We start from the raw sequence: 15508 nt of genomic DNA on the forward strand, positions 1-15508 counted from the left end.
GAAGGAATCCCTTTATGCGAGCTGAGGGGGATTATCATGGAGCCTGCAACGAATATCACGGATTACTGGCTGCCAATTGCCGCGTAGGCAAAATTACAGGTAAATGGTAGCAACGTTGCATTAACGAAGGCTGTGAAGACATCACCCTACATCCCTGTAGCTCGTAAGCAGCCAGGCAAGCACTGGCTGCCCCCACCCCATGACAGACTTGATTCCCGCTGGCTTAATCAACACCACTGAACCACCGTGTTATCTCACCCCGCCTGCATCGGCAGCCGCACTACCAAAAGAGCGAGCCTAGTCTCCCTCTTTTTTTTGTCAGATGACACAGTGGCATAGCGCTCTACAGCCAAAGCCGACCAGATCCGTCAGCACACCTCAAAGTGAAATTTCGATCCCTTTATCTATCTCACTGCGCGAGTCGTTCAAAAATTCGACTGAGGTACGTATCCCCATTTCTTAGCGGGCTTGACGCTTGACCTAGCTCATTCTTAAGGTGCCAGTCCAAACGCAGGACATTTTGATGGATCATTCTCTCTGCAAAGACCATCTCTTGGTTCGTGGGAGAGGCTCCACGCCACTTACCCAAGGGGGATGAGTCACGCAACAGAACGAACGAATGAACGGCCCACTTGCGCTTGGTTCGATTTGTCAGCTCCTGAGCGAGCTCAGGCAACTGGACGCCGGTTGCTACTCGCACCTTATCATTCATGGCCGAACCACCACTTAGACCCAAATCATCCTCGCGCATGATGCCGCTCTGCCCTTTTGGATCGAACAGAGCCAGAGTGGTTTTGTTGGCCTTATCGTCAACGATCCATAGAGCAAAGTCTGGATAGAAAACGCGTGTTTCACCATCAAGGTACAACCCAATAGAGCGCAGAGACTCGACGTTACGCATTAGATAAAACTCGCGACGATCCCGAGGGTAATTGACCTCAATAAACTCCAAGATGTCCTGCAGGAACTTGCGTTCGCCAGCATTGAGACTATCTGGGGATATGCCGATACGCTTCAGCTTGTATTTGTGCAGTAGCTTGTCGGTCGCGTCGTGGAGAAGTGGCTCGTAGATATGGTAGTGACCGCGCGACTCCCCCAAATCCAGCCGAAGCTTTTCGAGCGCTTTGGCATCTTGCTCGAATGCTTCCTTCTTTTCGTTGCTATCAAACTCGCAAACCACCGTATAACGGTCGATAAAGTCCCCCGGCACACCTGGAGAGTTTTGGCGAACCGGCCCGAACCGGTACTGACGTTTGTCGATGTCATAACGGACTTTGTGGAATATTTTTTCCAATAGGTCACGCTGTACCTCGTCGAGCAGACGCTCGACCACTGGCCAGCTTCGGTCGTCAAAGTGGCTTTCGTACAGAACGCTCTCAACCGCCGGTAATAGGTCAATCAACGTCATCGGTTTGCAGTTCGCCATATTGCGTCGATACAGCTGCACGCGCTGCTGGCGGCTCCAACCTAGCAAGCGGCTTTGCAGATCGCCACTCGATAAAAAGGCATTGCGTTGGTGCAGGCAGTCAATCAGTGCACGCACCAGATTCTCGCCAGGCCGGGAAGGGTCTGATCGATAGTCCAGGCTGAAGCGCTGCGGGCGTAAATGTCCGCTGCATCTTTGGCTGTCACTGATATATTCCCAATGCCAGGCATGCTCATCGTCAAGCAGGATGCGGAGCGGCGAGTCGAATTCGCTTCGACCTACTTTGAAGGCCTGCAGATTGTTCTGATATTCAGAGAACTCAACAGGTTGACGCCTCTGCTTTGACGTGCCGACCTGAACCACCGCTGGCCTTACATCCAAAGTGTAGGGGCCAGAGAGAACCGGCAGATCCTGCTCCAGCGCTTTCAGGAAGGTTTCCAGCCAAGAACGATTCAAGCTAAAGACGTTCAAGGTCTCTAACCGGCGCAGCAGCTTTTCGGGAGAGCCGTCAGCGAGCAGTTCAGCATAGCTAGTGCAGTGCCCCGGGTTCTGTCGCTTGCCGTCACCCTGCAACCCCAGTAAGCGCACACCACGACCGAATATCTGGATGATCTTGTTGCCCTTACTAGAGCCTAGGTTGATCAATCCGATGATCGAAACCCGATAGCAGTTCCATCCCTCAGCGAACTTTCGACTGCCCACCAGCACGTTAATCGGTGATGTCGGATCATCCACCGAAGTAAAGTGATAGCGAATGTTTACAATGGGGGCCTTGCGTAGCGTGATCAACGAATCGCCATTGCCATGGCGCAGCTGCGGGTGTTTTTCGCTGTCGTTGAAAAACTTGTCGCCGTTGCCGACGTTGATCAGCCCCCAGTATTCATCTTCACCCCACGAAAGCCAGATCTCGTCGCTCACGCCAGGACAACGAGTCAGCGTCAACTTACCCTGATAGTGACCATTGAATATCGCTGAACAGTTTTCCCGCTCACCTTGTGTCAGACGGGCCAGCCAGACTAGTAGTTTGCGGATATCCGACACCTCGTCAGTACCCTGGCCGCCCTTGTCCAGCCTTCCCTCATTTTTCGGGTCTTCCACCGTGTTGCCCATGAAAGCCAGCAAAGGACGGTGTGGAAACTGCCCGCCAAAGGGCAGTTCACCGGTCCCCTGTGCCTGGCTTATGCTCAGGCGCTGATGGGCCCGCAACTTGTCCTGCAAGCTGTCAAACGTCGCAGTGAAGAAAGGTGCCTCGCTCTTACCGGTATCGGCGAAACGGTCGTCGGCCAAGCTCTGCAGCGCATAGTCCTTACCGTAGCCGTCCTTGAAGAAACGGTAATAGTTGTAGTCGTAGACGATCTGCTCTTCGTAATCGCGGATATGTTTGTCGGCGATGCCATGGTAGGTTGCTGAGTACTCAAACAGAAAGCTGTTGGCTGGCCTGAGCAAATCCTCGCGTAATTGCTTGAAGGCGCCGAGATCTTTGCCTCCGCCGGCCAGACCTATATGCCCCTCGTCCACCAGCACTAGGCGAAACAGCCGGCTGCTGTCCGGCAAATTGAAGAAGCCCGGCTCCTTGTTCAGTAGCGCGCCAGTGGTTGCTACGGTCAACTTAATACGATTGTTGTAGAGCCGATTGAGTTGGCGAACTACCTCTCCCAGTTCACGCTCGTGCTGCTCGATGAGGTTCACACTCGGAGTGGTTAGGATGATCTGCAGTTCGTCGAATGCCGAGCCGCCGCCTATATGCTCGATGAACTGCAGCACGTTCAGGTGCATCAACAGCGTCTTGCCGCTACCGGTAGCCATCCAGTACACCAGAGCCTTCTGCTCAGCGAAGTCCGTTCCGGCGCGTTTCTGCTCCAGCACACACTCAGTGAAGTACAGCGCCAAGATCTGGTAGTAACGAAGACTGAAAGTGCGAGACAGCAACTGGTTATAGTCGTCCAGCCATTTCTGGATCTTACGTGCGACAGGCCGGCGTAAACCGCTGGCCTGACTGCTAGCGAAGTTCTCGACCTGCTTTTGGTAGCCTCTGTCATGATTTTCCGCACGGCCGGCGAACTCGCCTAACAGGGCGCGCTTGAGGTGGTTGTATAGTTTCAGTTCCATCGGGATTCTCGGTTAATTCCCTGCTTTATGCAGCGCTGTCGGTCTGGTCGCTGTAGCTCAGCGTGTCGGAGTAACGCATGCACAGCGGCGTTGCTTGACCACAACAGTCAGAAAACGCAAACGCAGGCTGTGGAAATTGCGCTATAGCAGATGGGCAGGCCCTCAGCAGGTCGCGGCTCAATGCCAGTGCACTCCTCGCAGAAAATCGCTAGCCTGGATCAGCCGGGTATCGATAGCCAGCCGGCGCAAGTCGGCATCGAAATTCAGCTCCAGTTGCTGGATAAGGCTGGCGCCCTGCTCATCGATATAACGGGCCAAGATGGCGCTCAGGTTAGCTGTGTCGTCCTCGGCCGGGTCGATATCGCGGAACACCACCAGGGTGCCATGGGTGGTTTCCAACACCAGATAGGTACGATCAAACTCTCGATAGACCCGCCGCGAGCGCACCCAGTAGCCCTGTAGATAGCACCAGGTCTCCATCAAATCGATAGTCTTTTCCTGGCGATCCTTGCCAATGCACAATGTTTGGGCGAATGGTCGCGACAGATCCAGAGTGCTGATCAACTGATTCTGCTCGGGGCGGAACAGGTATTTTACCGGAATCTGCTTGGGCAATGATGCTTCATCCCAGACCGACTGCAGGTTGTCGAGGAGGTCTTCGTATTGCTCGAAAGTTTGGACTTTCACGCAACCTAACGTGCCACTTTGACCGCTATCCTTAGGTTTTTGAGATTCCCAGCTTTGGGAAAAAAGCGAACGACACACTCTTTTTCGCGCGACATCGAAGACACTGCCCATTTCGCAAAGCATCCACCTTCGCTGTGCGGAACCGTTACTTTCGGAATTCAGCTTAAGAATGGAGCATGCAGTCGTGCCTGTTCCACCAAAATAATCGAGAACATAATCACCGGGCTGCGTAGATATAACTGCAACCCTCTTCACAAGATCAATAGGCTTAGGAGTAAGCCTAGCAATATGCCCCATTATGTTTTTAAGATCTCGCTTTCCTTTCTTGTTCCCCTCAATGTCAGACCATATATTTTGAACAGTTTTCGATTCAGGCATGTAGAATTTTATATATGGCTTCCAAGAGGAGAACGGCTCCGTCGAGTCTTTAGATATTTCCAAACTGCTCCCATCTCCATCCTCCTCACCATCGTCCTCGTTGGAAGAGGTATTTTTCCACTCGACCAAATCCCCTTCTAATCTAGAAAGATATTCAGATTTTTTAAGCCTCCAGCGGCTTTCATAACCGCCAGGACCAATGGGGTAAACCATATCCCCGTTAGGAGCCTCAACCCCGTAATACATGTCAGGACGATCTTCACGTCGATCCTCTTCTCCCGTCATTCGAAGAGATCGAGTCAAGTATCTACCTTTTGAATCTTGCTTGTTATAAATTCTCCGGTCTTCCTCAGAGAGAGGAAGACCTTGAAGACTTGCTTTTTCTTCTTTTGCAGCGATAAGAATAGAGTCGTAAGTGTTGCTTAGCCCCGTTGTGCCTTGGGCAGTTGGCGTACCAGTAGAGCGGATAATTTCTAGCGTTGGAAATTCAGAAAACACACTCTTCAGGACAGCCTGAAGAGATGACTTTTCGTTAGAGTCAATAGATGAAAATAATAGACCATCGCGCGGCATTAGCGCTTTAGCTAAAGCGAGATTTTGCCCCATCATCGACGCCCAGCTCGAGTGCCGAAAGCTGTCCTTATATAGGAATCCATCACCACCCGTGTTGTAGGGCGGATCGATATAGATGCACTTAATCTGCTCGCGAAACTTTTCCTGCAGTAGATTCAGCGCTTGCCAGTTCTCCGAGTTGATCAGCACCCCATTAATCTGCTCGTCCAGGTTGTCGAACTCCGGCAAGCTGAGCAGGTCATCCTGAAATTCCAGATCGCTGTCGAGGTAGAGGCTGGTATCTACCACCAAGGTTGGATGGGCGACTAGATCTGCAGCGGCTTCCACTTCCAGCTTGAAAGTGTCGCGCCACTCGTCGCGTTGGTCCTGGTTGGCAAAAACCCGAGCATGAAAATGCACTGGGATTTTGCCCACGGAGATCAGGTAGTGGGTGTCCACTACTTTTTTCTTCAGCTCGAACAGCCCTTTCTGGAAGCTCTCGATGGCTGCCAGGAAACCAATCAGAGTATCGGCCACCTGGTTAAAGGCACGGGCGATCAACACCGTAGCGTTGTCCTCGCCGGCATGCAGCAGAGCATTGAGATCAGAAAAGACCACCTGTTTGATAAAGCGCGATTTCTCTCTGGTCAAAAAGCCCTGCAGGTCTTTGTGTATGAAGTAGTCGGCGTCGTTACCGACGTAAAATTTGTTGAGGTTGCGGTCCAGTTGCCAGAGGGCGATGGCCACCCAATCGTTGTTCAGCTCTTCGCTCCGCTCGCCGGCATTGCTGCCAAGGTCAGCGAACTCTCCTCGCTTGGCCAGTTCCTGAATGTACTGGTCAAAAGTAAGCCTCAGTTGGCCAATGCCCTTGACTTGGCCACCATCGGCCTTGTCGAAATCATCTTTGAGATCGTTGAACAGCGGTGTGTCCGGCTCTTCCTCGCCCTTGCCTGGTTTTTTGTACAGGTAGGGCGTGAGATCAGTTTCATCACCCGCGAATACGCTCTGCCAGATGGAGCGATACAGCTCAACCTTGGGCGTGGAGCTTTCCGCCAAAGCAAAGCGCAACTGCCAAATGGTCCGCGCATTCCCGTCGGCGCCCTGCTCCTCGACCGGCTGGATATCCAGTAGCCGGTAGTGCTTACAGGCACTTTCCTTGTTGTTATTTCGCGTTGAGCTTTCTGCCACTTTGTCACCACTAGAGGTCAGACGAAACTCCAGCCACTTGCCATAGACCTCGCAGCGCACGCTGTGAAAGCCGTTGCCCGTCTTAATGTAGTAACTGTCCTTGTGCTTCCAATGGAAAAGGGTGTCGGAGCCGTTGTAATCGGCCTCGTATGGCATCTTGAAGGTGCTAGCGGCACGGGTGTTGTAGCCAAAATCGCCGTTCTGGTAGTACAGCTCGAAGAAATTCAGCAGGTGGTTGTATATGCGCGTTTCCAACTGCTCGGCAGAGAGCTGGCGGGTCTCCAGAAAAGTACGCAGCTGTGCCTCTGCCTGTTGGCGCTGCTCATCGCTGAGCACTGGCATACCGAACAGGCTCTTCAAACGCCCCAGCGCTGCTTCGTCGGCAGGATCGGCTTCGACGGCCTGCCACGTTGGCCTGCCCATGTCGCCGAACTGTGCGGCGAAAGCTGCCAGCCAATTGCGGGCCGTGGTGCTCTGACTGTTCTGCACGCTACCCAGCGCGCGCGATACCGTGCTACGTAGGCTGTTTTCGTCCTCACCATCGATGAAGGCCTGGATGAACTGACGCTTCATGCGGGTGATACGGTAGATGCCAAAATCCAGGTCGTGCTCCTCGAACTGGAACATATCCTTGAGGAACTGTCGTAGCTGATCAAACGGACTTGGGGGAGTCATTGTGATTCCGAGAAAATAGGTTAGGCGAGACCGCCGCGGCAGCAGCCGGCAAGGCGGTTCGCCGCGCTTGTGCGAAGTGCTGAAATTCTAATGATTGACTGACTATATATCCATGTTTTGGGGCCGCTCGGTTTGGCCTGGTGAATCGCCCCGGACTCTCTAGACACCTTGCAAGTAACACTTTTCAAACTCTACAGGCGACAGCTGATTGTTGAAACCATGACGACGTTGTGCGTTGTAGAACATCTCGATGTAATCGAACACATCACTACGAGCATCTTCACGCGTGGTGTAAATTTTCCGCTTGATCCATTCCCGCTTTAGAAGCTGGAAAAAGCTCTCGACCACGGCATTGTCATGACAGTTGCCTCGGCGAAACCCGGGCCGATTCACGTAGTCTCAAATGTTTATGCCGCCAAAGAGCCTGAAGCGGGGTTCAACCACTCCTGCATTATGTGCCATAACGGCCAGTCACCCATGGATCCAAAAAAAGGTGATCAAGTGGCTTGGAAACCCCGCTTGGAGCAAGGCACCGACGCATTGGTCAAGCACGTGACCGAGGGCTTCAAGGCCATGCCGCCACGGGGATTGTGCATGGACTGTAGCGAAGAAGATTACAAAGCCGTGATTGCTTGGATGTCTAAGTAAGGTTGCGGCAGGGATGGCAGCTTGCTGCCACCCACCCGCTCTTATCTACGGCCGCGGAACGACGGCATATCGATCATGACGGTGTCTTTAGAAGCGGGCCGTTAGCGTCAGGTAAGCTGAACGTGGTTGAGTGGGTAGTACCACTGGAGAGCCCATATATTGATAGGTCTCAAAGACTTTGCGACCTGTCAGGTTTACCGCCGAAACCGAGATCGTGTAGCGGTCGAAATCGTAGGAAGTCTGCGCATCCAGCAGTGCGTAGCCTGGGACGGATACCGTATTAGGTAGGGTTAACTCACGCGCGCTGAGTGCTGTAATACCAGCACCGAAGCCCAGTCCCTTGGCGGCGCCGTCAAGTATCCGATAGCGGGCTGCGAGGCGACCGCTGTGCCGCGGTACGCGAGGCAGTCCATCACCGACCGGAATCGAGTTGTCCTCTGTGATTTCTGCCTGGGTGTAGGCGTAGTTGCCCAGCAATGAAAGAGCGGGGGTCGGTTCCCAAACCAGATCAGCTTCTACTCCGCGAGCGCGTTGTTCGCCGCTCTGCACCGAATAACCCAGAATCGCGTAGGTAGGGTCAGGATCAGGGGTGGACACATTACGACGCGTCTGCTCGAACATGGCGAGAGTGCCAGAAATGCCCAGATCGTTGAACGCCAGTTTGACGCCCGCCTCATAATTGCGAGACAGCTCAGGCTTGGGCGCCTCGTTACCAGTAAAGTTGAACGCCCCCCTGAAACCGGTGGAATACGCCGCGTAGAGCGCAAGACTTTCGGTCAGGTCATAAGTGATGCCAAAACGTGGTGTCACACGATGATATGAAGTATCTACACCTTGCTCTTGTTGGTTGATGTCGAGCTGGGTCAATCGCAACGACCCCAACAAGTGCAAACGGCCATAGGTCGCTTGATCCTGAACGTATAAAGCCTTCGTCTCGTAACGGTTGGTCTGGGACACGATTGTGTCGGGCGTCGCGCCGTAGGAAATCCCATATCCCGGATTGGCAAGGTCAAGCTCGCCGATGAGTTCAATGTCGGACATCCCCGAGCTGAAGTGAGTGTTGTCGTAACTGATACCAACCAGCAACTCATGATCTCCACCCAGTGATTCGACTCTGGAACCTAGGTTGGTATCCAGCGTGCTTTCCCGGATGTTCGTGGGCAGGTAGAGCTTGAATATCGGGTAAACCGTGGGTGTCGTGGGATTCGGTCCCAGAAGGTCCGGATATACAAGGCTGCCATAATCACGAACTTTGCCCTCGTAATACTGAGCGGTGACGGTCAGTCGTGTGTCGTCATTAAGCTCATGCGTGAGCTCGGCGGTGGTTGTTCGATTCTCGATAGTGGTGTGAGGCTGTCCGTTGGTCGCTCCTGGGAAGGCGTTGCGATCTATCTGCCCGCTCAATGCTTGAGCGGCTGGCAGGCCGGAATATTCGACCTGGCTGCGATTCTCGTATTGGCCGCGCAGTAACAACTCAGTCTCTGGCGATAGCTGGAAAGCGATGCTTGGTTGTATCGACCACTGATGGCCGTTGACATGATCAATCCAACTGTCGTTTTCTTGATAGTCGGCGGTAATCCGTGCGGCGACCTTGTCGCCGATGGGTGTGTTGAGATCCAGCGAAGGATTCACTGTGCCGAAGCTACCGGTGCGCATCGACAGCAGTGCACTTGGCTCGGTCTCGGGCCGTTTAGACACTACGTTGATCAAACCACCCAGCGGTGCGCCGATACCGCCGCCGTACAACGCTGATGTTGGGCCTTTGAGTACCTCAATGCGCTCGGTGCCTATGAGGCTGGTCGGGTCGATGCTCGCTGCCGTGCCGCCAAATGCAGGCAGCCCGTTCATGTAAATTTCCGCCGGAAAACCACGCACGATTGGCTGAGCGAACAGTGCCTCTTGCGGCTTGGTTGCTCTTACCCCTGAGACGTTAACCAGCGCGTCAGCAAGCGAATGACTATCCTGCTCCTTGAGCATCGTTTGCGTGACAACTTGCACGGATTGCGGAACTTCGACCAGGGGCGTGTCGGTGCGAGTGGCCGACGCAGAAGAGGGTGCGCTGTAGCCTTCACGCGCCCCAGAAACGTTTATGGTTTCCAACGTCAAAATCTGTGATTGATCGGATGTTGGGGGTACATCCACGGCACCGTCTTGTGGGTGCGCAATGACCGGTAATGCTAGCCCCAGAAACACGCAAAAGGCATGGCGCCAACGCAGACGCGATGGATCAATGTAAAACAGCGGCCCGTTCTTGTCCGAGTACATGGGATCTTCCGATAAAAGTCATTTGAAGCAGAACGCGCAGAGGGATTCGGCGTCGGCGGACTCAAAAGCCGGTCGATGCAGAGTCGGCAATGCGCGTTCAGCCAAAAGTGGGTATGACGTTCAACGATCGAATCGGTGGCGCTCGGCTTCTTGCACCGAGGAATATCGGTGGCGCTGCTTGCTGGGGAATTATGTGAGTATAAAAAAGCTGTAACGGTGGAACATTAAGTTGAAAACTGGACAGGTTTGAGTCGGCGAGAGCGGGATGCTGGAACAGAAGAGAGCAATATCCGCATTTTTCCCACACGACCAGATCATGGGTCTTGCCGGCAGAGGCATGTTGAGACTTCTGGCTCGTGCCAAGCATGTCGTGGCACTCCATGCCAGCCATGCTCATTGGTTGACTTTTGCCATGGGAAAGGCTGATCCCCTGACTGATCAGGGGGCCGGCAAAAATCATCAGTATGGCGAACAGGCTCAGCCATGCTCCGATAATGTGACGCTTACGCATTAGCAGGGCTTCTGCTCATCACGCGCAGCCTTCGATACCTGCGTCTGCCGCTCGTATTCGGGGATGGGCAACCACCGTCGAAACCCGGCACCCCCTTTCCCCGTCAGAGGACACCAGGAAAAATCCCAGAGTGCCGGTGGGAAATCCTCTTTTTCAGGGTCAACACCAGCGATAGAACGAGGCGCTACTTTCCAGTCAAACACCCTCATCGGCGAGCCTTGCCAAGCCAACACCAGTCCTCGTGCTTGGCTATCGTCAGTATTTATCCACCGGGCCGCTGCCGCAGTCATGAAGGCATCAATGTGTTCTTCGTGGATGTGCGCCCGATAGGTCGACGTGAGTAACCAACGGCAGACACTCAGGTAGTAAGTCCAATTCAGCGACGGATGATTGCGGTACGCCCAGGCCATAAAACTGCGAAATATGTTCAAGCCATCTGGTGGATCTAGCTTGAGCAGCCCCGGACACACATCGAACAACGTATGCCAATAAGGCAGCAATCTGGCATCCAGTTGAACAAAGCTGCGTGCGTTGCAGGGATAGTCTGGAAACGGCAATAGGAAGTCGCCACGACTGTTTATGCGCGACGTTTTGCTAACCAGCCGCGAAACGCCTGAAGGAATAACTACAGAGCGCATAGCAGCCTCCATGCCATCGCCGCTTGCGATTTATTGAATGCAGGAAAACTGAAAGTCAGACCTTCGGGAGCACTAGAACTGCAACCGGAGTGATTAATAACGCGAGACATACTGCCTTCTCTACAAGACGATTGGGCGGCGTTCACCGGCAGTCGCTGCAGCGACGACCTAGCGTAAACGGACGACAAAAAACGAGCGGTGGCAGACAAATCGAGCCAGCCCCCTTGGAAGCGTTAACTGAGGGAAAGCTCGAGGATGGGCTGAGGATCAGGAGTATCCAGAGGGTTGCCTTGCAGTGCATCTCGCGACTAGAGCGCGGCTTTTGTCCAATTCGTAGTAGCGAGGTCAGGCAGAAAAGTAAGGCGATGCTCAACTTCGCCACAGGACAGAATAGGCAGCAAAGACTACCGGCCCAACCACGGGTTGAACGGTCAGTGAAGTCCATGCTCTGTGCCGGATTATGGCTGCCCGATGCAGAGCAAACTGACCGCCACCAACAAGTTCGAGCCCTATCATCTGCCATGCCCTAAGCCGAATCGCCACGTGGAAAACTGCTGCTACAGGACCTTTTTTCACTATGGCTTAACACTCTCAGATCCGGCCATTAACGTTAGACATGCTGGCCACCGTTAACGTGAATCTCTGCGCCGTTTACATAAGAAGCGCCACCGGTGCAAAGGAAGTAGACGAGCGAGGCAACTTCTTCAGGTTTGCCCAGCCGGTTCATCGGCACTAGCCGTTCAACGATTTCCGCAGTGCCTGCGGACAGTATTGAGGTTTCGATTTCTCCAGGTGCGATAGCGTTGACCCTTACGCCATGTCGGCCAAAATCAAAGGCCATTTCCCGAGTCAGGGCGGAGAGCGCAGCTTTAGATGTGGAATAAGCGACACCTGCGAACGGGTGCACCTTGGATCCTGCAATAGAGGTAACGTTGATGATGCTGCCTTTTGCAGCTTTCAATTCATCAAACAGCCCCCGCGCAAGGAGGGCCGTAGAAAACAGATTGACATTGAAGACCTTGATCCAGGTTGCATAGTCGGACTCCAGAACACCAAGTCGTGTCCCCTCAGGCCCCTTAGGCGAAACTCCTGCATTGTTTACCAATGCATCCAAGCGTCCGCCCAATTTTTCCCTGATGGCCGCCAGGCTGTCACTGACGCTATCAATATCTTCGAGATCAAGATGAATGTGGTTGAGTAAGCCCTCGGCCCATGGGCATTCAGCGACCCAGTCCTGGCGAGAGGCGGTGAAAATCCTCCACCCAGCGGCTTGAAAGTGTTTGACGGTGGCATGGCCGATGCCACGACTGGCACCTGTCAATAACAATGTCTTCTCGCTCATACATGCATTTACCTATTAGAAAGTTTCGCTTTGTTTTTAAGCGGTCTAGGTCAAAAAAATCGCAATCTTCGATGCGCTACTTTTTGGCAGGTCGTCATGAGGGGCCATGACTCTCATAGCCGCTTTTGATCGCTGCAAACATCGGGTGGTCCGCTGGAATCCCAAGCACTTTTTGGCCATTTCTCGTTTCCTTGCGTTGAAGCGCCTGAACGGTGATGAGTGTCCTTCTCCAGGATGAGGATGAGTCAATCTTACCGTTCGAACGTCGACTCTACGTCTGACTGCAGGAGGCGGAAACGACATTTTTCCCTCATTACCGGTCACGGGATGGCCCACTTACGGCGGCACCAAACTGCAGGTTTCTTCCGTCAAGAATCCCTGCTTCGAGGAGCTGAGCCCTAGCTCAGAATCCTAAGTTCGCGAAGGGTCCAAGACCAGTTCCGGCTGGCTGCGGTTTGTTAGGCACGGCACTCGATTGGCGGCTTGTACGAAGTTGAGCTACTCGCCCGGGATATAAGCAATGAGGATCGGCGACGCATATCTGCTTAGGCATGCAACGTGCCTTCGGCGGACGCATACGAACTGACCTCACAGTTCTGTTGTAGTCCGGCCGAGGCTCCTTGCTTGATCATTATTCGTGCTCATGGACTCTCGACAAGCTTGCATTCCATAGGCTCATTTCGTAACACTTGAGTTGCGTAGCTGCCTCCTCAGTCGTCGGTACGCGCTAATATCTACCAATCCAAGGAGCGATGAATGCGTGTGCGTCCAGCGGTAATCGGTGACTCAGAGGGCATGAGTAAAATCGCGAAGGCTACCTTTTCACTGGCGTGCCCAGCAGACACTCCAGCAGAAGAACTGGAGCGCTACATCAGCGAAAATCTGACCGCGCGTTGTTTTCAGATCGCGCTGGATACGTCAAGCCAAGAGGCGCGAGTGTTGGAGAAAGCCGGAGATATCGTGGGTTTCAGTTTGGTCGACTACAAACCAGATCGATTAAACATCCCACTGGCGGATGGCATCCCTGAGTTGAAGCGATGCTATGTCGATTCAAAACACCATGGAACCGGTGCCGCACAACTCCTCTTAACTGCGACTCTTACTGGTATTTCAGATCGTATCCGGCTCACGGTGAATGATCAGAATGCCCGCGCAATAGGCTTCTACCAACGTAATGGATTTTTGACAGTAGGAGAAACCAGTTTTCAATGCGGCGATGATGTCCACCGAGACTTGGTGATGGTACGTGAACTGTAGGTTGCGGTTTTTGCGTAAGCGTTCCGGGAAAACAGATTGCGAGACTCCTGCATTCAGGCGATCGGTGCCAAGTACCTAGGTCAGGTCGCCGGACGCTAACAATGAAAGGTCAAATCGAATGCAAACGCGTAGTCAACTGGAGTGCAACCTTGCGACAGGTAGGCGCCCGTCTAATTAGGCAAGGTGTGTGAGCGGATGCTTACTGCGGTTTGGCTCTGGCCGAGAAATTTCCGTTGGGTTTGAAGCATAGAAAGCGGGTCAAGTTGACCCGCTTTTTATGAGCAATTCAAAGCCGTTCAGGCTGCGTGATCACCGCTAACGCTCATTGGAGGCAATGTTAGCGTCGGCTCGGTCCCACCCCCCACCTAAGGCTCTAATCAGGCTCACCGTTGCAATGGCCTGAGTGCCCGTCAGACGGCTCAGTTGCAGTTCGGTTTGTAAGACCTGGCGCTGAGCATCGATAACTTCCAAATAGCTAATTTGCCCCTCTTCATACTGAGTTTTAGAAAGTCGCTCTGTCCGTCTTGATGCTGCAACAGCTTCGCTTTGATTACCTTTCTGATCATCGAGCAACCTCAGATCTGCAAGGTTGTCTTCTACCTCTCTAAAGGCCACCAATACTTGCTCCCGATACTTCGCAACCTGCTCGTCGTATCGAGCCCTTGCAGAGGCGAGATCTGCTTTCCTCCGACCACCATCAAATATCGGTAACGTCAGCGCCGTTCCCGCAAGGGGGCCTAGTAGAAAAGACCGAGTCGACCAGTCGAACAAATTCCCCAGCGATGACGACTCGAAGCCGGCGGCGGCATTTATGTTAAGCCGCGGGAAAAATGCTGATTTCGCCAATCCGATTTGTGCGTTAGCCGCGGCCATAGCTCTCTCGGCGGCAGCAATATCTGGACGGCGCTCCAGTAGGGCTGATGGTAACCCGATAGGCACCTGGGTCGCGATGGGCTCTATAGGTGAGTCAGGGAAGTCGAAGTCGGCAGGAGACTTACCCAACAACACTGCAAGACTATGTTCTGACGTCGCACGCAACCGTGCGATCCCTACCGAGTCCGCCCTCGCGGTCGATAGTTCGTTGCGCGCTCGCGAGAGGTCAAGTTCGCTTATGTCGCCCTCTTTGAATCGCCCCTCTACTAATTTCAGGGTGTTTTCACGCAGGGTGACCGTGCGACGAAATAGTCGAAGTTGGTTGTCGTACTCACGCAGCTCGAAATAATTTTTAGCCACGTCAGCTTGGAGGGCTAACAGCACAGAACGATACAGCGCCTCGTTCTGTGCTTGATTAGCGAGCGCGGTGTTCACTTGTGAATCCACCTTCCCGAACAGGTCTACCTCGTAAGAGGCTGTCGCCTGCGCCCGCCAAAGAGTCTGCGTGGACCCACTCGCATCGTCAGACAACAATTGTGAGGCAGGAGACAGGCGTTCACGCGTAGGACCAAATCCCGCATCTAGAGATGGGAACCATCCGGCTCGGGCTGATTGGGTCAAGGCTCTCGATTGCTGGACTCGTGCGGCAGCCGCCTTCAGATTCTGATTAGCCTCTGCGGCATGCCGCTCCAGGTCGTTTAGCACCGGATCGCCAAAGACTAGCCACCATTCCCCACGATGCTCGGCATCGGCCGGTTCAGCGTTTTTCCAGGCGCTATCCTTGGGCAATGATGCTTGCTTCTGTTCAGCCGAAGCTTCCTTGAACGCCTGCGGAGTCGGGACGTCGGGGCGGTTGTATGTCGGCTCCACAGAGCATGCTGATAGAAGGAATAGCAGCGCTGAGGAAGTTAGCAGTCCAAAAATAGACTTTTTGGGTAATTGGATCATTCGTTTGGCTC

The 15508-nt window shown here is 53.6% G+C and carries 9 protein-coding genes and 1 pseudogene; 2 read left to right on the forward strand and 8 right to left on the reverse strand.

What is annotated here, in order from left to right:
- Positions 1–409 precede the first annotated feature (409 nt).
- The 3 genes and pseudogenes from ATI14_RS02520 to ATI14_RS02530 all read right to left on the reverse strand — a co-directional run.
- Positions 410–3535: a DEAD/DEAH box helicase family protein gene (locus ATI14_RS02520; RefSeq protein ID WP_080520260.1), complete on the reverse strand. Its 3126-nt coding sequence runs from the start codon at positions 3533–3535 to the stop codon at positions 410–412.
- Positions 3536–3712: 177 nt separating this feature from the next.
- Positions 3713–7015 carry a site-specific DNA-methyltransferase gene (locus ATI14_RS02525; protein WP_080520261.1) on the reverse strand — a complete coding sequence of 1101 codons (3303 nt, stop codon included), beginning with the start codon at positions 7013–7015 and terminating at the stop codon, positions 3713–3715.
- A 159-nt stretch (positions 7016–7174) separates the two neighbouring features.
- Positions 7175–7390 (reverse strand): annotated as a pseudogene (locus ATI14_RS02530) (IS3 family transposase); the annotation flags it as partial.
- On the opposite strand from ATI14_RS02530, the gene ATI14_RS02535 reads away from it, so the two are divergent.
- Positions 7373–7663: a c-type cytochrome gene (locus tag ATI14_RS02535; protein WP_080520262.1), complete on the forward strand. Its 291-nt coding sequence runs from the start codon at positions 7373–7375 to the stop codon at positions 7661–7663. The pseudogene ATI14_RS02530 and the gene ATI14_RS02535 overlap by 18 nt on opposite strands.
- A gap of 87 nt (positions 7664–7750) precedes the next feature.
- On the opposite strand, the gene ATI14_RS02540 is transcribed toward ATI14_RS02535, so the two are convergent.
- From ATI14_RS02540 to ATI14_RS02560, 4 genes are all read right to left on the reverse strand, one after another.
- Positions 7751–9928, reverse strand: a complete 2178-nt coding sequence (locus tag ATI14_RS02540; RefSeq protein ID WP_080520263.1) for a TonB-dependent siderophore receptor — start codon at positions 9926–9928, stop codon at positions 7751–7753.
- 97 nt (positions 9929–10025) lie between these two features.
- Positions 10026–10439, reverse strand: a complete 414-nt coding sequence (locus ATI14_RS02545) for a DUF2946 domain-containing protein (protein ID WP_080520264.1) — start codon at positions 10437–10439, stop codon at positions 10026–10028.
- Complete coding sequence (locus ATI14_RS02550) at positions 10439–11077, reverse strand: putative natural product biosynthesis protein (RefSeq protein ID WP_080520265.1); 639 nt, start codon at positions 11075–11077, stop codon at positions 10439–10441. Before ATI14_RS02550 ends, ATI14_RS02545 begins: the two co-directional genes overlap by 1 nt.
- A gap of 610 nt (positions 11078–11687) precedes the next feature.
- On the reverse strand, positions 11688–12419 hold the full coding sequence (locus tag ATI14_RS02560; RefSeq protein WP_025110493.1) for an SDR family NAD(P)-dependent oxidoreductase: 732 nt from the start codon (positions 12417–12419) through the stop codon (positions 11688–11690).
- Positions 12420–13175: 756 nt separating this feature from the next.
- Between ATI14_RS02560 and ATI14_RS02565 the strand changes: the two genes are divergently transcribed.
- The gene (locus ATI14_RS02565) at positions 13176–13676 is read left to right on the forward strand and encodes a GNAT family N-acetyltransferase (protein WP_080520266.1); all 501 of its coding nucleotides are present in this window, start codon (positions 13176–13178) and stop codon (positions 13674–13676) included.
- Between the two features lie 315 nt (positions 13677–13991).
- Here ATI14_RS02565 and ATI14_RS02570 read toward each other — a convergent pair whose 3' ends face one another.
- Positions 13992–15497 (reverse strand): efflux transporter outer membrane subunit, encoded by a 1506-nt coding sequence (locus ATI14_RS02570; RefSeq protein WP_080520782.1) that lies wholly within the window; start codon positions 15495–15497, stop codon positions 13992–13994.
- Between the last annotated feature and the right edge of the window lie 11 nt (positions 15498–15508).

It is taken from the genome of Pseudomonas tolaasii NCPPB 2192 (assembly GCF_002813445.1).
GTDB lineage: Bacteria > Pseudomonadota > Gammaproteobacteria > Pseudomonadales > Pseudomonadaceae > Aquipseudomonas > Aquipseudomonas tolaasii.